This is a genomic window from Microcoleus sp. w2-18bC1 (genome assembly GCF_036700365.1).
Taxonomy (GTDB): Bacteria; Cyanobacteriota; Cyanobacteriia; order Cyanobacteriales; family Microcoleaceae; genus Microcoleus.
In genome coordinates, this window is the sequence record NZ_JAUBOS010000063.1 from 1 (window position 1) to 19,908 (window position 19,908).

Annotated in this window: 14 protein-coding genes; 4 read left to right on the plus strand and 10 right to left on the minus strand. The window is 46.4% G+C overall.

Annotation, left to right across the window (positions count from 1 at the left end):
* Window positions 1-519: 519 nt before the first annotated feature.
* The 6 genes from QT979_RS23410 to QT979_RS23435 all read right to left on the minus strand — a co-directional run bounded on the left by QT979_RS23410 (window position 520) and on the right by QT979_RS23435 (window position 7,326).
* A complete protein-coding gene (locus tag QT979_RS23410) occupies window positions 520-1,728 on the minus strand; it encodes a DegT/DnrJ/EryC1/StrS family aminotransferase (RefSeq protein ID WP_333213013.1) in 1,209 nt (402 codons plus the stop codon).
* A gap of 557 nt (window positions 1,729-2,285) precedes the next feature.
* On the minus strand, window positions 2,286-2,861 hold the full coding sequence (locus QT979_RS23415; RefSeq protein ID WP_333311839.1) for an alpha/beta hydrolase: 576 nt from the start codon (window positions 2,859-2,861) through the stop codon (window positions 2,286-2,288).
* A gap of 732 nt (window positions 2,862-3,593) precedes the next feature.
* Window positions 3,594-3,902 (minus strand): DUF3493 domain-containing protein, encoded by a 309-nt coding sequence (locus QT979_RS23420; RefSeq protein WP_333213011.1) that lies wholly within the window; start codon window positions 3,900-3,902, stop codon window positions 3,594-3,596.
* Window positions 3,903-4,070: 168 nt separating this feature from the next.
* The gene (locus QT979_RS23425; protein WP_333213010.1) at window positions 4,071-5,303 is read right to left on the minus strand and encodes a DUF445 family protein; all 1,233 of its coding nucleotides are present in this window, start codon (window positions 5,301-5,303) and stop codon (window positions 4,071-4,073) included.
* A 117-nt stretch (window positions 5,304-5,420) separates the two neighbouring features.
* Window positions 5,421-6,122 carry a bifunctional demethylmenaquinone methyltransferase/2-methoxy-6-polyprenyl-1,4-benzoquinol methylase UbiE gene (gene ubiE / locus QT979_RS23430; RefSeq protein WP_333213009.1) on the minus strand — a complete coding sequence of 234 codons (702 nt, stop codon included), beginning with the start codon at window positions 6,120-6,122 and terminating at the stop codon, window positions 5,421-5,423.
* 259 nt (window positions 6,123-6,381) lie between these two features.
* Window positions 6,382-7,326 carry a response regulator gene (locus QT979_RS23435; RefSeq protein WP_333213008.1) on the minus strand — a complete coding sequence of 315 codons (945 nt, stop codon included), beginning with the start codon at window positions 7,324-7,326 and terminating at the stop codon, window positions 6,382-6,384.
* A gap of 156 nt (window positions 7,327-7,482) precedes the next feature.
* Here QT979_RS23435 and QT979_RS23440 point away from each other — a divergent pair, with 156 nt between their 5' ends.
* Window positions 7,483-8,577 carry a RuBisCO accumulation factor 1 gene (locus tag QT979_RS23440; protein ID WP_333311840.1) on the plus strand — a complete coding sequence of 365 codons (1,095 nt, stop codon included), beginning with the start codon at window positions 7,483-7,485 and terminating at the stop codon, window positions 8,575-8,577.
* Between the two features lie 262 nt (window positions 8,578-8,839).
* Here the strand turns inward: QT979_RS23440 and QT979_RS23445 are convergent, their stop codons facing one another.
* Window positions 8,840-9,847 carry a DUF4349 domain-containing protein gene (locus QT979_RS23445; protein WP_333213006.1) on the minus strand — a complete coding sequence of 336 codons (1,008 nt, stop codon included), beginning with the start codon at window positions 9,845-9,847 and terminating at the stop codon, window positions 8,840-8,842.
* A gap of 166 nt (window positions 9,848-10,013) precedes the next feature.
* Between QT979_RS23445 and QT979_RS23450 the strand changes: the two genes are divergently transcribed.
* The gene (locus QT979_RS23450) at window positions 10,014-12,467 is read left to right on the plus strand and encodes an ATP-dependent helicase (RefSeq protein ID WP_333311841.1); all 2,454 of its coding nucleotides are present in this window, start codon (window positions 10,014-10,016) and stop codon (window positions 12,465-12,467) included.
* 301 nt (window positions 12,468-12,768) lie between these two features.
* On the opposite strand, the gene QT979_RS23455 is transcribed toward QT979_RS23450, so the two are convergent.
* Window positions 12,769-14,451 carry a tetratricopeptide repeat protein gene (locus QT979_RS23455; RefSeq protein WP_333311842.1) on the minus strand — a complete coding sequence of 561 codons (1,683 nt, stop codon included), beginning with the start codon at window positions 14,449-14,451 and terminating at the stop codon, window positions 12,769-12,771.
* Between the two features lie 610 nt (window positions 14,452-15,061).
* Between QT979_RS23455 and QT979_RS23460 the strand changes: the two genes are divergently transcribed.
* Both QT979_RS23460 and QT979_RS29120 read left to right on the plus strand, forming a co-directional pair.
* The gene (locus tag QT979_RS23460) at window positions 15,062-16,798 is read left to right on the plus strand and encodes a pseudouridine synthase (protein WP_333311843.1); all 1,737 of its coding nucleotides are present in this window, start codon (window positions 15,062-15,064) and stop codon (window positions 16,796-16,798) included.
* Window positions 16,799-16,844: 46 nt separating this feature from the next.
* Window positions 16,845-16,910, plus strand: coding sequence for an AgrD family cyclic lactone autoinducer peptide (locus QT979_RS29120; protein ID WP_445242605.1), 66 nt, complete (start codon window positions 16,845-16,847; stop codon window positions 16,908-16,910).
* Here the strand turns inward: QT979_RS29120 and QT979_RS29125 are convergent.
* Together QT979_RS29125 and QT979_RS23465 are read right to left on the minus strand one after the other, a co-directional pair.
* On the minus strand, window positions 16,904-17,056 hold the full coding sequence (locus QT979_RS29125; protein WP_445242603.1) for a DUF6883 domain-containing protein: 153 nt from the start codon (window positions 17,054-17,056) through the stop codon (window positions 16,904-16,906). The genes QT979_RS29120 and QT979_RS29125 overlap by 7 nt on opposite strands.
* 87 nt (window positions 17,057-17,143) lie before the next feature.
* Window positions 17,144-19,666: an EAL domain-containing protein gene (locus tag QT979_RS23465; RefSeq protein ID WP_333311844.1), complete on the minus strand. Its 2,523-nt coding sequence runs from the start codon at window positions 19,664-19,666 to the stop codon at window positions 17,144-17,146.
* Between the last annotated feature and the right edge of the window lie 242 nt (window positions 19,667-19,908).

Here is a 19,908-nt window from a genome sequence, read left to right on the forward strand (position 1 = left end):
CCTCATTGTAGTTTTTTTTCCATGATTATGGGATGTTTGGTTTCACCCTTTTTTAATTCGCCAACAGTCTCTTGAAATTGCTGCTACACCTACTCTCCTAGTGGATATTACGTACTAAAATCACTGACCGAAAATATCCAGAGTACAAGCTCCCGGATCGCGGCCGCGGATCAGGTCTGACTCATCTGGGCATCCGATCAAACGGAAAATGGTACAGGCCGCTTTTGTGGCATCTAAAATCTCAAATTTCAAATCTCAAATCCATCGACCGGGTATTAAACCCGGAGTTGGTATAGCAGAAGGAACAAGGAAGAAGTTCGCCACCCCTGCTCCCTCCTTGGGGGGAATCAGAAGGTAAATGCAATAAAATCAATGGTTTGGGCTATTAAAAACCTCCGGTGGAACCGAAAAGGTTGCTAGATCATTACCTTCCAAAGGGCGTTGTGGAGTTAAAAAACATCCTAGCTGCTTTTCTTCAAAAACAGCTAGGATGTTTGTATGGCAAACTATTTCAGGATTTTAGCCTGCTGTTGCAAAAGCTGGATTCTTAGTTTTGCCGATCGCCAAACATTTTTTAACAGCAGCAATTACATCTTCCACATCTGCATCTGTTAATTTGGCCGAAATCGGCAAGCTAACTGTATGCCGCCCAATGTAGCCAGCATTCGGATAATCTTCGGTATGCCATCCAAACATTTTTTGATAGACAGGATGTTCCGGCATACTCATATAATGTACGCCGACACCGATATTTTCAGCATTGATAGCGTCGAGAAATTCGTCGCGGCTGATTCCAGTTTTGGCTTCATCTACCAGAATGGTGTACAGGTGATAAGCATGAATTGTATCCGGTTCGGGGTTGGCTGGCAAAGTAATCGGCAAATCCGCAAATGCTTCGTTGTATCGCTGCCAAACCTGCTCCCGACGCTGCCAATAAGGCGTGACTCGTTTCAATTGATGAATGCCGATCGCAGCTTGCAGATCCATCATATTGTATTTAAAACCGACTTCCACCACTTGGTAGTGCTTGTAACCCGAGTCGCTGAAGCGCTTCCAAGCATCTTTGCTCATACCGTGCAGCGCTAAAATGTTGAGCCTGTCGGCGTCTTCTTGACTGGCGGCCAGAATCATTCCTCCTTCCCCGGTCGTAATGTTTTTGGTGACATAAAAGCTGAAGCATCCGAAGTCGCCAAATGTGCCTGCTTTCCGTCCCTTGTACTCTGTTTCGATCGCGTGAGCACAGTCTTCAATTAACTTCAAGTTGTGACGGCGAGCAATCTCGCAAAGCGCATCCATATCGCAGGGACGACCTGCGAAGTGAACCGGCAAAATTGCTTTAGTTTTTGAAGTGATTTTAGCTTCGACTTGAGCCGGGTCAATATTCATTGTCACCGGATCTACATCCGCCAATACTGGTGTTGCCCCGGCGTGGATGATGGCATTTACTGTAGCGCAAAAAGTCATCGGAGTAGTAATGACTTCATCCCCCGGTTCCAAGCAAGCAGCGAGGACGCTCAAGTGCAGTCCCGCCGTACAGGAATTGACTGCAATCGCGTACTGGGAACCCTTGTAAGCATTGAATTCGTCTTGAAACTTCCTGACTTTAGGGCCTGTACCCAACCAACCTGTTTTCATGGTTGCCACCACTTCTTGAATTTCAGCATCTTCGATCGCCGGAGCACCGAAAACCAAGAAACGGTCTTTTGAACGAATAGGATTGTTGTTCATGTTGCTAGTCTTACCCAGTAAGTAAACTTGATCAAATGGAAGTGTTAATGAATGCAGTATCAGCGTTTTTTATCCAGATCTTTTGCTAATACCTTGTGTAATGGCATCTTTTGTATAACAAGCTTACTAATGACAAGCCGTTTTTTCGCAAGCGCCTGACCCTGACAGAATTTATATATTTTAAGATAGAGAATCTGCAATGTCCAGTAGATCGTATTTCAGTTTATGGGTGATACACAAGCTCTTACCCGCATTTTTTACTTTAAATATTTTTTTTTAAAAAAGTTTTCTTTCTCTATAAATTTTTTGTAAGATGTCGAACATCTATCCAGAGAAAGATTTGACAGCGAAGTTATCTGATTTGTGATTTTTAATTTTAGAATTAGGAATGACAGATTCCCGTGAGGTTTGGAGCTTGGGTGGAGTTAGATTTTGTTTTAACTCGTGTAAAAATTAGGCAAATTTTGCACAAAAAAATGTAACTCCCCTGTAATTGATGCAGGTTCAGCAACATTCTGCGATCGCTCCAAGCAATCAACCATCCTTGACCAAATCCACTACAATCGAGGCAGACGAATCTTGTTCAAAATGTCTTGCAGCCGTTCTGAAACGCCGCCCAATTGTTCTGACAAAGCTACAAGTTTGCCGTAAGCTTCAACTAAGCGATCGCCCTCCACATAAACTTCTGGAGTAGGATAATTCTTCATCGCTTCCAGCAGGGTAATCTCGTTATCATTAGTTGCAGACAGCACCAAGGCAGATCTCAAAGCTTCTCGATTTGCATTCCCAGAAGGAGTGCGAATTACCTGACCCACTTCATCGAGAATTATTTCGCCAACCTTGCTGTTAAGCGTCCGACCCAAAAAGCTTTGACTGACTTTCACTGGTCTCGTCAGACTGTTGCGAACCGCTTCCGGGTCTTTTTTTGCTTTTCCCAGCAGCATTTCTAACGCGGGCGACATTTGCCCAGTTTCTGCAAAAATTTCTAATTCGCTGACGGGTAAAGTCATTCGGATCGCACTGTATTTGAGCACTACCTTTTCGGCAGCCGCCGCAGCATTACTGTAAAATACAATTCCCGCGCCTGCTGCTAAAAATAACGTCCACCGCTTTTTGAAAAATGATCGACCCATAGTCAAATCTCCTAACATCTTTTTCTACTTCGACTTTGACACATCTCATTAGTTACTGCCCAGGCTCAGGTCTTCGGCAAATGCCAAATTATTCGATCGCCCCAGCACTTATACCATTTTAGATTTTAGATTTTAGAATTGCGAATTAGTGAGGACGATCGTGGTTTCCCGCCTCGGCCAAGAGTTGCATGATTTTTGGGAACTGGTATTCCCTATATCGGATGCTAGGCAAAAAACTCGGTTCCGGGCGCTGCTACTGGCCTCTTTGAGATTGTAGATTTGCGGATTAGTGAGGACGATCGTGGTTTCCAGCATCGGCCAAGAGTTGCATGATTTTTGGGAACTGGTATTACCTGTATCGGATGCTAGGCAAAAAACTCGGTTCCGGGCCCTAGTACGGGATTTTGACTCTGTACGCGGTGCACACCCTACTGATTCTATCTCCCCAGCTCCTGAGCCTATCAAAATGCCGAACGCCAGCTCTTCTATCAGTGAAGGCTGGCGCTGGGCTTAAATTTATTTTATATATTTAGGGTCTTTATGAAAGCTGACCCCAATTGAACGAATTACAAGCGGTTTATGATTAGGGCCTTTAAATTTGCTGACCCCAATTGAACCCACATCATTATCATTACAGGGATCGCTGGTAAACCAGGATTTCATAATAATTTCTTTATATTTCTAACTTTTCCTTACGTCACATAGATATTTGTCTCGATTTGTAAATTTTTGTTACTTCGACTTCGGGGATCGGCCCTCGGCGCGCTGCTCCCAGCGAAACAGGAACACCATCAGGGCCACAACTGCGACTTGGATGGCAAAATTAGGCAAAGCAGAACCAATTTCCCGGCCAGAGGCAATTTTAGCGAGGAAAACCAAGCCGCCGATAAAGCCCGAAGCGCCACAAGCTACGTAAACAAACTGTCGCAGAGGCCGGTAGGGAGTGGCCATTTCTGCGGTTAAACGCTCGTATTGTTGGCGGCTGAGGTTGCGCGGGTTTTTGGGGATGTTTGTGCGATCGTCCGAATTGGGGGCTGGCATAGATTTAGAAAATAAGTAAATTAGGATTGGGTCACAAAAACCCGGTTTATACCAAAAATCCTCTGGCTTAGGTAGCAAATACTAGGGAAAAACCGGGTTTTTGGTACTTTGGGCGCAAGTTGAGTGAATATTAGACTACAACAAATATCTCACAACTGCCGAAATACATCACCGCTGAAGCAAAAGCACAACTGTCTGCAAACAGCCGACAAAAACGCCCAAAATGCCTCCTAAATTTACAATTCCCTGCAACTCGCTTTTGACAATTCCCTGAATTGCTAACTCCAGCTCTTCAGGAGAAGTACCTTTGACTCGATCGACAATCACCTGGTCAATATTCAAAATCGGGATAGCCTGAGCTACAATATTTTCTAAATCCCGCTCTAAATAACGCTCTAAAACCAAAGCCAGTTCTTTGCTGACAATTTCCAGGGAAGCGCTCATCACCGCTGAAGTTTGCAAGCGATTGAGAATCAACCGCGAAATATTTTCCCAGTCAATAGATTTGCTCAACCCCTCAAGTACATCTGTACCCCGCTGTTGAACATAGCTGCGAACACTGTCGCGCATAGTTTTTCGCAACTGTCTCACAGTCGAAACCGGTAAATTTTGCATCGACAAATTTTGCAGCCATTCCTGAATTCGCCCGCGAATCCCCAAAGAAATAGTTAACTCTGCTAAGCGCTGATTTGTGGCTTCTCTGTCATCCAGACAAAAAGTCCGCAGCCGAGTTAAAGTGTTCCGCAAACCAAACAAATTTGCTACTACCCAATAAGTGCCGCTGGTTTTTTCTCGAAACCCTTCATCGATGATCGAAATATTGCGATCCGTCAAAAAGTCAATTAAAGCCTGCCGCAGCACTTCCGGTGGTATTACTACCTGCAACAACCACTCAGCAAGCTGAGCCGCCTGAGCTTCCGTTAGCTGAATCTCCAGCAAAACTTGATCAAAAATTTGATTTAGCTGAGCTTCTAAAAAATCTTCCCGGCGTGCCAAAACTTTGAGAATTCGTGGCACAGATTCCCCCAGCAAATCTCGCAAAATGTTAGCGAGAATTTTAGCGGTTTTTTGCTCTGCGTCTGCTTTTACCTGATCCAGCGCCAACTGCAACAACCAGAGAATCACCGACTGCATCCGCTCGGTTTGCAGGAGGCGGCGCGCTAAGTTTTGCAGTTCCTGTGGCGTCAGCAGCGAACCCATAATTGTGTCGGAAATTCGCTTTGCTAAACGCTCTTGGTTGCGGGGGATCAAGCCTGGAGTGAAAGGCAACTTCCGCCCTTTGATGTAAATAGCTCGATAGGGACGGAACAGCATTTTGATAGCTATATCGTTAGTGAAATAGCCAATAATTCCTCCCACTACAGGTGGGGCCAACAACAGCCAAATGTCAGAGGGATTCATCAATAATTGGGAATTGGGAATTGTTGATTGTTGATTGTTGACTGTTAACTGTTAACTGTTGACTGTTGACTGTTGACAACTGACAACTGACAACTGACAACTGACAACTGACAACAGTCAACGGACTAATACCAATACTCCCATCATAGCTCCGGCAATGGGGTAGTGGGTGGCGGTGGCAAATCCGGCTTTGTTGGCGATCGCGACTTGCTCCTGGCCGATCGGGAATTTTTCTAAACTAGGATTAATATAAGCATATTCTTGAGTCATTCCAAATTGCTGAGCAATGGGCACTACGAGACTGTCTAGATAAAACTGCTGAAAGCTCCGCATTAGGGAATTGCTGGGGCGGTGGAGGTCGAGAATAGCTGCTTTGGCACCGGGTTTGAGTACGCGGTGCAATTCCTGAAGACTGCGGGGGATGTCAGTCACGTTACGTAGGCCATAACCCATTGTGGCGCAGTCGAAGTAATTGTCAGCAAAAGGCAAGTCTAGGGCGTCAGCTTCTACCCAGGAAATGGGACTTATAGGGGTGAGAAAAGGTATCGCGCGTTTGGCCGCCACGGCCAATTGTTCGGCAGAAAAATCTACTCCAAATACGCAACCGGTCGGCCCTGCTTGTTTGGCCAGCAACAAAGCTAGATCCCCGCTACCGCAGCACAAATCTAAACAAGTATTTCCGGGACCCGCACTGCTCCATTTCACCGCCATTTGCTTCCAAATCCGGTGTTGCCCAAAGCTCAACCAGTCGTTCAATTGGTTGTAAACTGGTGCAATTCGATTAAATATAGTTTTAATTTCTTCGGCGTTATTAGTCATTGGTCATTTGTCATTGCGAAAAAGGTGAAAAAGTGATTTGGGAAAAGGTGATTTGTCAGCCGGAACTAATAATTAATCCGTCCATTCATGTCATGCTGTCGCCAGTCATTAATGCTTTTTTATTTGTTAGCGATCGGTGATATGTTGTCTTTAATCATTGGTTGGCTATCATTTTCGACTCAAGACACAGAGCCGACTGATGACTGATGACTGATGACTGATGACTGATGACTAATGACTAATGACTGATGACTGATGACTAATGACCCTGAAAACTCGTCAATACCAAAGCAACTTCTTGAGCGGCGAGGTGAACTGTTGTGAGTTCGTCGGGGCGCAGGGAACAAGGTTGCTTCCACTGCATGGAAATCAGGGCGATCGATCGACCTTTGTGAATCACCGGGATGCTCAGGTGAGCTTGAATGCCGGATTTCTGATAGTGCGGCAGACTCGCTAGGTTGGTGTCGAGCGCAATATTCACAGCACCCTGAATTGTTTGAGAGGTAATTGCTTCTCGAACCAGAGGATCATCTGCCAGCCAATTTTCCACAGTTGCACCAGTGGTGTGACTGCCTTGGACTGGTATTAAAACATTTCCTTCCACCAGTTGCAAAATGCAAGAGTCCGCCAAAAAATTATCACTTATAGCAGTAGCAATTGGATCTAAACTTGCTTCCAAACTCGGATAATCCACAGCCGTTTGCATGATTGTTGCTAACAGTTGTATTTGAGTTTGGGCGCGATCCAATTCCTCAGTCCGCTGCTTGAGAATTTCATAAGTCTCGGCTGCCTTTTGCACCACCATTTTCAATTCGTTCGGGTCCCAAGGCTTGGTGATATACTTGTAAACCTGTCCTGAGTTAATCGCATCTACCAAGTCTTCAATGTCCGTAAAACCAGTCAAGATAATTCTGACCGTATTCGGAAACTGGGGCACGGTTTTGCTCAAAAACTCCGTTCCCTTCATTTCGGGCATCCGCTGGTCGGAAATGATCACGGCGACCTCGCCTTCGATGCCGAGGACTTCCAAGGCGCGAATTCCGCTCTCAGCTTTGAGAACGTTAAAATCTCGTCGGAAAGTGCGGTAGAGTAAATCCAGATTGTCTGGTTCGTCGTCTACTACCAGCATTTTGGGCTTTTTCGGTCTGTGTAGGGTCATGAGCTGGCGTTTAATTTGATCTAGCTCTGAAATGGCATTATCCATAACAATACGATAAACTCCCCTTCGTAAATTTAGGCGAGCAACTATTCTGTAACAATAGTCTCATAACTCACTTACTATTAATCTATCGCTCTGCCGCGACACGAGCCTTGCCGGTATCCAATAACACATAACTTAGCGCTAGTTTTTGATTCAATTATGACTGATACACCGCAAGATTCCTCCCCTCCTGCATCTGCACCCTCCACCAATGCTGTGGATGCTGAAAAGTTAATTCGATCGCTCCGCCGCAAAGAAGGCACTTGGGTAGAGTGGGGACAGGCCTGCACAGCACTGCTAAAAGCTGGCTACAACTCTCAAAGGATTTTTGAAGAAACTGGTTTTGAGCCAATTCAGCAAAATCAAGTAAGCGTAGCAGCCCAAGTTTACACCAGCATGGTAAATGCTGGGGCTTCAGAGGAAGTTCGATCGCACTTTTTAGGCAAAGGTAGCGATATCTTATACGAGTTTCGGATTCTCTCTCAAGTAGAGCGTGCCGGGGCCGCTGCTTTGATGCTAACCCACAATTTGGATGTTGACGATGCTCGCCAAGTTGCTAAAGCGATCAAGGAGTTTTCGCACTTCGGGAGTCTCCCCCAAGGGTTCACAGACACTCCCGGCGATGCTATGGCTTACCAATGCTGGCAATTAGCGAGACAGAAAAGCGATTTGCAAGAGCGATCGCGCTTAATTGCTCGCGGTTTAAAATTAGCTAGCAGCCCAACCGCTAGGGCGCAAATCGAGCAGTTGCTCGTTGATTTTACCGTCGTTTCCAGACGGGAAGCGCCCCGCTTGCCCGTCTATCGGCTGGATACCGAAGAACAATTGCCGCGCGTTGTCCCGGTTGTCGGCAAATTGCCGCTTTCTACGACAGATTTGCTGGCAGTGCCTTTGCCGGAGGAAATCGAGCCGTTCCGAATGGTAAAATTTTCTGGAGCCGGAGCTTGGGTGGCGATTCCCGGATGGCAGGTAATTTTGAACGCTGAAGATCCGGTGGCTGTTTTGGAAATGAGCGATCAATTGCCGGTACCGCTGCAAGGCAAAGTTGAAGAAGTTTTGATTATTGCCGATCGATCCCACAGACAGTGGGATGCTGACAGTTATTTCCTCGCCGATAACGCTGGCAATTTAGAATTGTACTGGTTTGAACAATCCCCGGATATTCCTATTTTGGGCCGAGTTGTTCTGGTGATGCGTCCGAAAAAGATTGTGGATGAAGACTATACCAAAGATGGATGGCAAATTGATGATTAGTCAGTTGGCAGTTGTCAGTTGACTGTTGACTGTTGACTGTTGGCAGTTGACTGTTGACTGTTGACTGTTGTTAGTTGTCGTTGGTTTTAATAACGGTTTCTCCAGCTGTTCCACAATAGATAAATTTTATGTGGGTGGAATGACTACTGACTAATGACTAATGACTACTGACTACTGACTACTGACTAATGACTACTGACTAATGACTAATGACTAATGACTAATGACTACTGACTAATGACTAATGACTACTGACTACTGACTACTGAGGCGGTTTCGGTTCTTGAATTTGCGGAACAGAATGCTGTTTCTTAAATCGATTAAAGCCGTAAACCGCAGCCCAAATTAACAGAAAATAAGGACTGTAAGCCAACAGCCAAATACCCAAACCAAACAAACCTAGCGTCAATTCACCCACAGAATGAGTTGCTTTCCCCCAAGTTTCCTGTACCCGCAAACCTAGAGAAGGTTCCTGAGTTTGTTGAGCCGATACTGCTGCTTCTAGAGTTAAGCTAATAGTCGAATATGCTACTTGATTTCGCAAACTTTTTAACTGAGCGTCAATGCGTTCGATCGACTCCCGAATATTGCTCAACTCTTGAGCAGCTTTGAGCACATCACCGACAGAACCCGATCGCTCCATAATTTTTAACACCATTTCCTCCGATTTGCGAAGGTTCCGCAGCCTAGCCTCATTGTCAACTAATTGATCGGTAACATCCTCAGCCGTCAGAGCACGGTTCTCTACAGTTCCGAGTTTTGCCAAAGCGTCTAAAGTAGTTTCTAACCGTTCTTGAGGCACGCGAATCTCCACAGACGCGGTTTGGCGGACACTCGAATCCGGCGGCTTTTGATTTTGGAAACCCAAGATATCGCCTTGCTGTTTTTCGACAATATTGGTAACAGATTTAGTGCTGGCGTCAATAGATTTGACAACTACGCTGAGTTCGGCTTTTTTAATCAGTTGGGGACGGGTTGCGGTTGTTTCTGCTGCTTTTTTTGATGCACCAGAAGTTTTTGACCTCTGGGCTGCTGGCTCGGGTGCTGGTGCTGATTGTGGAGCCGATGCGGTAACTTGGTTTTCACGGATGCTGGGTGAATCGGCGCCGCCTGGAGCGCTGCTGGACGTTTGAGCTCCTCCGCAGCTAGGCAAAGCAATTGTGGAAGATAAAGTTAAGAATACCGCAACAGCAAAACGAGTTGTGCTGTTGTTGGCTGGGTTTGGGTTTGGCTTGTGGGGCGGGGAATTGATTTTGAGGCGAGTTTTCATTTGGGTGACTCCTCTAAAAAAGGCTTGGGTATTGAATTTTATGCTGGTTTTAATTTAAGCTCGAATAGATAGCGTTAGTTTAGCCGATACCGAAATGGAAACGGTAGAGGTTGCAGATTTTTTTATTTTTAACCGCAGATGAACGCAGATAAACGCGGATGTAATAATGACTGATGAATTTGATTCTGATTTTATGCGATCGACAACCAATATCGATCGCCCTGGCAACATTTCCTCTGGGTTAGACTCTGCGGCAGTTTTGCGAGAACAAGCTTGCCTTAAAATTCGCGAAAGCTTGCGTGCGGGCCAGCAGGACATGGCGGATTGGCAAGGCGGCCCCCTTGCTGTTTCGGCGGTTCCGGGAGCCGGGAAGTCTACGGGAATGGCTGCTGCGTCGGCAATTGCGATCGCCCGCAACCAGCTTCACAGCCGTCGCCAGTTAATTGTCGTGACATTTACGCGATCGGCTGCTGCTAATATTAAAGCTAAAATTCGGGAAAGATTGGCCCAATTGTCTTTATCTCAAGGCGGTTTTGCGGTGCACACTTTGCACGGTTTAGCTTTGAATATTGCGATGCGCCATCCTGATTTGTCGGGTTTAAATTTAGAAAATTCAACCTTAGTTACTCCTACTCAAAGTCACCGATTAATTCGCACCTGTGTAGAACTTTGGATTGCGGAAAATCCCCGCCGATATCAAGTTTTGTTGGAAGGACAGCAATTCGACGGAGAGGAAACGGAGAGGCTGCGGCGACAATCGGTTTTGCGGACAGAAATTTTGCCGCAGGTAGCTAAAACTGTGATTCACGAGGCGAAATCTTCTGGTTTATTTCCCGAACAGTTGTTAGAAATGAGCGCTCTTGATAGTGGGGACGGTTATGAGATTTTAGCGGTAGCTGGGGGTTTATATCAAAAATATCAGGCTTTGTTGAGGAGTCGGGAATTCATCGATTACGACGAAATGATTTTAGCAGCTTTGCGGGTGTTGGACAATCCGAAGGCGAGGGCGATCGAGCAAAAGCAAGTATTTGCTGTTTTTGAGGACGAAGCGCAGGATTCTACACCTTTGCAGACTCGGCTTTTGGAAACATTGGCGATCGATCCCGATCATCCTACTTTACCTCCCAATTTTATCAGAGTTGGCGACCCAAATCAAGCGATTAATTCTACTTTCACTCCCGCCGACCCGATTTATTTTAACCAATTTTGTGATGAGTGCGAAGTAGAGAATAAGTTAGCTACAATGGACGGTGCCGGCCGCAGCACCCAAGTAATTATCGATGCGGCTAACTTTATGTTGCAATGGGTAAATGGTTCGGAATTAGCGAAACATGAAAAGCCTTTTCGCGACCAAACTATTAAGCCCGTACCCAGCACTGACCCGCAGCAAAATGCAAATCCGGCTCCCATTGGTCGAGGCTTAGAATTGCATACTCCCCGCGATATTTACCATACAGTTGAGTTAATTGGCAAGCGGGTAATTGAGTTAGTAGAAGAATTTTTACCTGCAGAGTTTGAATTTGGGATAGGCAAAAATATCGAATCAGGTTCTGAAGCTAGCGATGGGGAAAATAGTGCAAAATTGCCCTTAGAAAATCTGAAATCGATGGCTATTTTGGTGCGGGAAAACAAACAAGGTAAGTTTATCAAAGAAGTGCTAGAAAATCCTCAGAAACACGGATTAAGCTTTGATTTGCGTAAATACGGGATTAAAATTGAGGATGTGGGAGAACGCGACAGACATTCTCAAGTACCTTGGGAAATCTTAACACTGCTGCAATTTCTCGATCGCCCCCACTCTCCAGACTACCTGAAAGCAGCGTTAAAGATTTTGAGCGATCGGCAACTGATCCCCAAACAAGACTACAATGCTTTTGCGACTAGCCCCGAACAATTCCTTTACCCAGGCCCCCTAGACCCCCAGCAGTCAGACCCCGTTCGCAAATGTCGCTATTTTTGCTGCGGTTTGCTGCAAGCTAGCTTAGAACTGCCACCCTACCAAATCATTTCATTCTTAGCCTTAGCGCTGCAATACGACCAAACAGAATTAGCCACCGCCGACAAATTAGCAGAACGGGTAGCAATCCAAACAGCCGGCAACAATTCAATGCACAATATTTTGGGCGTACTAAGCGAAATTGTCAGTTCCGAAAGATTTGAACCTGTGGATGCAGACGACAAAATAGAAGAACGTTATACCAGCAAAGGTCAACTAACCATTATTACCATGCACAAAGCCAAAGGACTGGATTGGGATTGTGTATTTTTGCCGTTTCTGCACGAACAAACCATCCCCGGAAATTTGCGAGTTTTGCCACAAACCCGATTTTTAGGAGATTTCACTTTAGCAGAGGTAGCACGAGCACAAATTCGAGCAAGTTTGCACGAAAAATATCCTTTACCAAATCTAGGCGAAGCCTGGGAACAAGCAGGTTATTTGAAAACAGCCGAAGAGTTTCGACTGCTGTATGTGGCGATGACGCGAGCAAAAAGCTTGCTGTGGATGGCGGCGGAGAAAAAAGGGCCTTTTACTTGGAACAAACCAGAGAATTTACAGGAGCAAAAACCTTGTCCGATAATGCCTGTTTTGAAGCAGAGATTTCCGAGTAATGCTATATAAAAAAAGTAAAAACTAAGCTGAGGTGCATCAGCTTATCACAAGTTATCTGGCGTTATAAAATCCCTATCTTTGTCGCATAATCAACTTAATTCGATTGTTAATTGTGCATTTAAATTGTATGTTGAGGGCGGTCTTTCCGGCCCAACCCCTACTCCCCACAAGAGTTAAAATTTATTTTACCATGCAATTTAAATGCGGATTAGCTTATTTGCAGGGGAAGTTCAGGTTAAAACTTTACCCCAGCGCTGCGTTACGAGGAACAAAGCAATTTCAAAACTCCAAACTATTCGTCAATTTCCACTTACCACTTTCCTGACATCGCGCCCTTGAGTCTTAATTCTTCTCGACTGACTAAAGCTTCGTAGTAATCGGGTTTGATTTCGAGGGCGACTCCGTAAGAGCTAATGGCATCTTGAGTTCGCTGCAATTTTTGCAAAACGTCGCCCCGCTGCGCCCAAGCTTCCCAGTTGTCTGGCTTGAGTTGAATCACTTGGTCAAAAGCGACGAGTGCTTGGGAATAGTTCTGCATTTCCCCTAGGATCAGACCTCGCTGTACCCAGCCTTGATAGTTGTCCGGCCAGACAGTAATTGCTCGATCGTATGATGCTAGAGCTTGTTCGTACTGCTGCAATTTTGACAAAGCGTTGCCACGTTTCAACCAAGCTTCAAAATTGTCTGGCACGATTTTTAGGACGCGGTTGTAAGCTGTGACGGCTTCTTCGTAACGCTGCAATTTTTCCAGCGCGGCGCCTTGCTGCAACCCTACTTTTGATGTAATTTCTGCTTCTGAAGTCAGAGAGATTACTTTATCAAAACAGGCGATCGCTTCTTCGTATTGCTGTAATTTTTCCAAAGCTTCGCCTCGCAAGTTCCAAGCTTCTAGAAAATTACCTTCAATTTGTAGGGCATTGCTGTAAGCGATAATTGCCTCTTTGTAGCGTTCCAATCCTGCCAGGGCGATGCCTCTACCCAGCCAAGCTTCGGGAAAATTCGGATTAATTTGAACGGCTTGGTCAAAAGCAGCGATCGCCCCTTCAAAATCTCTCGATTCTGACAGTGTTTGACCGCGCCCGATCCATGCTTCGGGATAAAAAGAATTAATTTGAATTGCCCGATCGAAACAAGCAATTGCCGCGTCTGCCCACTGGTGTTTGAGGGCCATCCCTTTATAAAACCAAGCTTCGCAGTCGTTGGGCTGCATTTGCAGTACGCGATCATAAGCTGTCACCGCTTCTGCATATTTGTGCAATTTTGCTGAAGCAATGCCTCGATTGAACCAAGCCAGACTATTTTGTGGTTGCAGTTGAATGGCGCGATCGTAAGAAGTTACAGCTTCAGCGTAGCGTTCGGCTTTCATCAAAGCCAAACCTCGGTTCAGCCAAGCTTCCCAATTAGTCGGGACGAGTTTCAGCGCGCGCTCGAAAGCGGCAACGGCTTCAGGATAGCGCTCCGCTTGAACCAACACGTTGCCTTGCCGATACCACATGGCGGGTAAATTCGGATGAAGTTGGGTTGCTTTTTTGTAACAGGTTGCGGCTGCATCCCACTGCTGCAATTCCTCTAAAACTCTGCCGCGCTGATACCAAGCTTCGTGCTTTTCTGAATTGATTTGAATAGCGGTGTCAAAAGCGGCGATCGCTTCTGAGTGATTTTGCAAACTTAACAGCCCTGTGCCGCGCAGCATCCAAGCCCAGTATTCTTCGGGATTAATTGCTGTAGCTCGATCGGCGCAGGCTACGGTTTCTGCGTAGGAATGCAGTTGCTTGTAAGCTTTGCCCAGATTCAGCCACGCCCTGGCCCAGTCCGGCTTGATTTGAACCGCTTTTCCGTAGCAAAGGACTGCCGCTTCGTACCTTCCTGCGGCGTACAATCTATTGCCCCGATCGTAATCTGGAAATGCTGCTAAAATTCTTAAAATTGGCGGCAGCAGAGCTGGTTGGGGGTTTGAGGAGTTTTCTGGAGCCGAAGTCGAGAGGTCTGGCATACGCCTTTCACATAAAAATTTAGTGGGATAACAAGCTTGCGGTCTTATATATTAACTTATGCTTTTCTTAATCTCGCTGCTGTTTTGAAACAAATTTAGCATATCAGGCTTGGTGCAACCAATCCTTTTTACTTAATTCTACTAGGTATAAAATTATGCACCCTTCCCACTTTCGGTACACCCATGTAAGATACGGTCAGTCGATTTTCGATTTTCGATTTTCGATTTTCGATTTTCGATTGACCGAAAGCATCCAGGATACAAGCCCCCGGATTAATTCCGAAAGCAGACTCAGGACCCAGAAATAAAAAACCTGTATCCGATGAAACTTGCCCCCCGAATTTATCCGTGGGGTCAGTCGATTTTCGATTTTCGATTTTCGATTTTCGATTTTCGATTCTCGATTTACCCCACAGATAAATCTGGGAGTTTGAACTAGGGTCGAAAATTTTTATCTTTCCACGACTCCTGTACGTGGCAGCGTATCCGTTTTTGTGCTGGGTCAATGCTTAAATCTAAAATCTAAAATCTAAAATCTAAAATAGATTGACCGAAAGCATCCAGAATACAAGCAGATATGCCCTAATTCAGATTTCAAACCAAATTTAATATGTTAGAAATGCACGCGCTTTTAGATGTCACGGACTGTCATTGGGAGTCGATCGACTCGCAGCCGAATTATTGGTACGAAGGCCGTTGTCCTCAAAGTGGCGAACTGCTGAGACTGCCGCGCACTCTAATTTCCGAGGATCTCGCGCGGGGTTTGATGCAATACCTGGCGGCTGACGACTCCTACGATCGCGAAGGGAAGATGTACGGCATATTACTGGTGGAGATGCCTTCGGGGGAACAGGGGATACTCAAAGCATTTTCCGGGCTGCTGAACGGTTGCAGCATTGTTGAGGGCTGGGTGCCACCGATTCCGGGACGAGATCGTGTTGCTTTCGAGGAAGCCCGCACCTTAACTGAATTGGAGGCGATGAAACAGGAACTTATTGCACTCAATCAACTCCCGCAGCGACAAGAGTATGCAGCCTTATTTCGGGAGTTTGAAGTGCAAATGCAAGTTTTGAGCGATCGGCATCGCAATTGCAAGCAGCAGCGAGATGAAAAACGCCAGTTACTGTGTCAAACTCTCCCAGCAGAAACACTAGAAATTGCCCTGGAACAACTGAATCAAGAAAGCCGTTTGGAGAAAATTGAACGCAGGCAATTGAAACGACAGCGGGATGAAACATTGCAGCCACTCAAACAATTAATTGAAGCTGCGGATCGACGGATGCGGGCGCTGAAACAGCGGCGAAAAGAACTTTCCCGCGAACTTCAGACGCAAATGCACGCGGCTTACACTCTGGTGAATTTTTTGGGGACATCGCGATCGATCTCCTCATTGATGCCAACTAATTCTATTCCCACTGGCACCGGCGACTGTTGCGCGCCAAAATTGCTTCACTGTGCTGCAGTACACAATCTGAAACCGCTGGCAATGGCTGAGTTTTGGTGGGGGCCGCCATCGGGGGATAAGATACAGGGAGAATTTTACGGTGCTTGTGGCGATCGGTGTCAGCCGTTGATGGGTTTTTTGCTGTCAGGATTAGCTCAAAATCCGATTGTTTCTAATATAAATGGGGGTTTGACGGGCGGGCTAGAAGCCCAACCCTTACTCCCCACAAGCAATAATTTTTCTTGTGGAACGGGCATCTTACTCGTTACGCAAATGCTACCGATTATCTATGAAGACAATTGGTTGATTGCGGTCAATAAACCTTCGGGATTGCTGTCAGTTCCAGGTCGTTATTTTGAAAATCAAGATAGTGTTTTTAGTCGTTTGCGTAACTTGTTACCTGATAGTTTTAATTTGACAGTCGTGCATCGTTTAGATTGGGAAACATCGGGAATTTTGCTTTTGGCATGGGACAAAGAAACTAGCAGTCAACTCAGACAGCAATTTGCAAAAAATCAGGTTCACAAAGTTTATGAAGCGGTGCTTTCGGGTACTGTAAAAATTGATGCGGGGACGATCGCTCTCCCACTTTGGGGCGATCCCGAAAACCGCCCTTACCAGCAAGTCAATTGGGAGTGCGGAAAACCCAGTGTTACTCGTTTTCAGGTAATGGTGAAAGAGGGAAATCATACTCGCGTCGAGTTTTTGCCGCTGACGGGACGCACTCATCAATTGAGGGTTCATGCAGCGGATGTTCGAGGGTTGGGGATACCGATTTTGGGCGATCGACTTTACGGATGTCGGGCTGCTGCGAATCGGCTACACTTGCACGCGCGGGAACTTTCCTTTAAGCATCCGCAGTTGGGAGAAAGGTTATACCTACAGGCAGAAACACCATTTTAAGCTAAGGGCGATCGGGCAATGATCAATATCTGTAGAATAACAAGTAATTGCTTCAGCATCAAGAGTTTTAGTTGAAATTTCTGCTAACAGTAAGTCATGGTTTTTTTATTGATTTAATCCTAAACAACCCTGAAATATTACAGCTTTATCGCTACCGAGAGCGTTATCTAAATTAAGAGGATACTCTGTTAATTTTCGAGGAGCGATAACGAGATAGCTGACAATTTTTTCAGGTTTACCTAGCAGTAATTTTAGCACCTAACATATTAGAGAGCTGCTTTGGGAACCCGATGGACTTTTAATTTTAGCTCTAACGTACAATAACTAATAACTAATAACCCACAACTACCACTGCGGATCGGAAGCCATCAAAGCAGTCGCAGCCTCGCTCGGTAACGGCTTAGCAAAAAAATAACCCTGACCATATTCGCAGCCGATCGACCTCAACCTAGCTAATTGTGCCGCCGTCTCCACACCCTCAGCAATCACATCCATACCCAAAGCATGAGCCAGCGCTACAATCGTCCGCACGATCGCCACATTCTCCCCCTCGCTTTCGAGTTCCATCCGCCCCACAAACGACTTATCAACCTTCAAAGTATCCGTAGGAAACCGACTCAAATAACTCAACGACGAATAACCAGTGCCAAAATCATCAATTCCCAACTTGACCTTTAACGCTTTCATCTGCTTCAAAACCGCGATCGCCGACTCCACATCCTCCATCACCACACTCTCAGTAATCTCCAACTTCAAACTCTCGGCATTCAAACCCGTTGTTTCCAAAATCACCTGAATGCGATCGACCAAATCTGGCTGGGCAAACTGCTTTCCCGACAAATTTACACTCATAATCAAAGCTCGATCGAAACCAAACATTCCCTCCCAAAGCTCCAACTGCCGGCAAGCCTCCTCCAACACCCACTCACCCAGCGGCACAATTGCCCCCGTTTCCTCAGCCACCGGAATAAACTTCATCGGCGAAATCAAACCTCGCAGCGGGTGCTGCCAACGCACCAAAGCCTCAAACCCAATAATCTTCCCGCTTGTCAAAGATACAAACGGCTGGTAATGCAGCAAAAACTCCTGACGCTTGAGGGCCATCCGCAAATCAGTTTCCAACTGCAACCTTTCCACCGCCAAATCGTGCATCGAAGCATTAAACACCTGATACCTTCCCGTTCCCAAAGCCTTCGCCCGGTACATCGCCGTGTGGGCGTCCCGCAGCAAGTGTTCCGGCTGTTCACTGACAGTAGCAGCCGGTTCGCCCCCCAGCGCAATCCCGATGCTTGCCGTCAAAAACACCTCCTGCCCCTTCAACTCAAAAGGCACAATTAAAGCTTGGTGAATTCGAGTGGCCAAATCCACCGCAGTAGCAACATCAACATTCCTCACCAAAATCGCAAAATCATCACCCCCCACCCGCGCCACCGTATCGGCGCGACCAATACTTGTCCTCAACCGCAACACCACCGCCATCAGCAGTTCATCCCCCGCCAAATGACCCAAAGAATCATTAATCACCTTAAACCTGTCTAAATCCAGAAACAGCACCGCAAACAGATAGCTGCGGCGGCCCCTAGTATTGGCGATCGCCCGCCCCAGACAATCCACGAACAAATCCCGGTTGGGCAAACCTGTTAGAGAATCGTGAAAAGCATCGTAAAGCTTCCTGTAAGCACTGACACTCACACCAGTCACCACCAAACCCAAAGTCGGCGACACCAGCGGTACCCACCCACCCCCAGTAAAAATCCCATAACTAATCCCCAAAAGTCCCATCAATCCCGCAGCCCCAGCCAATCCCGCCCTCACAGGATGCTGAATCCGCCAAGCCAAAACCCCGCCAATCATCGCCCAAGCACTGTTCCACAAAATTTCCGCCCATTCCGGCCACACCCAAAATAGCGATCGCCCATCCAAAACCGCACTCAATATTTGGCTGAGCATTTGTGCGTGCAGCAACACCCCCGGCATTTTCGGACTTTGCTTTTTAACCGGGCTGTAGGGCGTCAAAAACAAATCTCTGGTACTCGGTGCCGTCGTCCCAATCAACACAATCTTGTCCTTAACCCAGCTTGGGTCAATTTCTCCCTTCAATACCTGCCTGATACTGACTTGTCGCGCCACCTCCTTACCAGAACGGTATTTGAGCAGAATTTGGTAGCCTTTGGCGTCGAGATTTGCATAGCCGCCACTGTTAGAAGTTAAAGGCACAAATTCTGCCTTTCCCCAATTGATTTGGTGGGGATGAACAGGGCTATTTTTCTGCTGTACTCTCTCTTTGAGATACAGCAAAGCCACTTGCACAGAAAACGATAAAGCAATCTTTTTGTCGGGTTGCGAGACTGAAAGCAAATTGCGGCGTACAACGCCATCAGGATCGAGTACGAAGTCGTTAAAACCGAGCCGATCGGGCGGTATCCCCGGAGGTGCAGGCACTCCCTGACTTTCTGAATCGCTCAATTTATAGATCGCCACCACATTCGGTGCTTTCAGCGCGGCCAGCAATTCTTCGTGTCCCGGCGGTTGAGGCAAATCCCGGTACAAATCCAAACCGATGACTTTTGGCTGATACTTTTGCAGTTTTGCCAAGGTTTGAGCGATCACACCGTCGGAAATCGGAAATCTCCCTAAAGCTTGAATATCGGCCTCAGAAATTCCCACTACCAGCAGTCGCGGATCGGGGCCCGAATCTGGCTGCAAGCGCACTAACGAGTCAAAACTCCCCAATTCCAGGCTTTGCAGGCCTCCCAACTGCCGAACTCCCATATTCAGCAGCGTTACAGTCGCGCCCGCAAGCATTGCAGGCAAAATCCTAACCCGTCGGTTTTGAGAACTCAGGTTGAGACCAGTTGCGACAGACATGACATATCGAAGATTTCGAGAGAATTTGGCAGTCACAGAAAAAATATGTCGGTGCAAATTAGCTTTGCAGTCTGTTCTTACAGAATTGAGCTTAATATGAGATTGAATGTAATTTTTTCAGAACTTCTGCCGCCACCGAGTTTCTTTAAGCTAATTACTCGATTTGGCAAAATATTTCTCGAATCTGAACCGGGTTTTGGAAGATTGGCCGACAAATCCTGTCTTTCATTCCTTGTTTACCC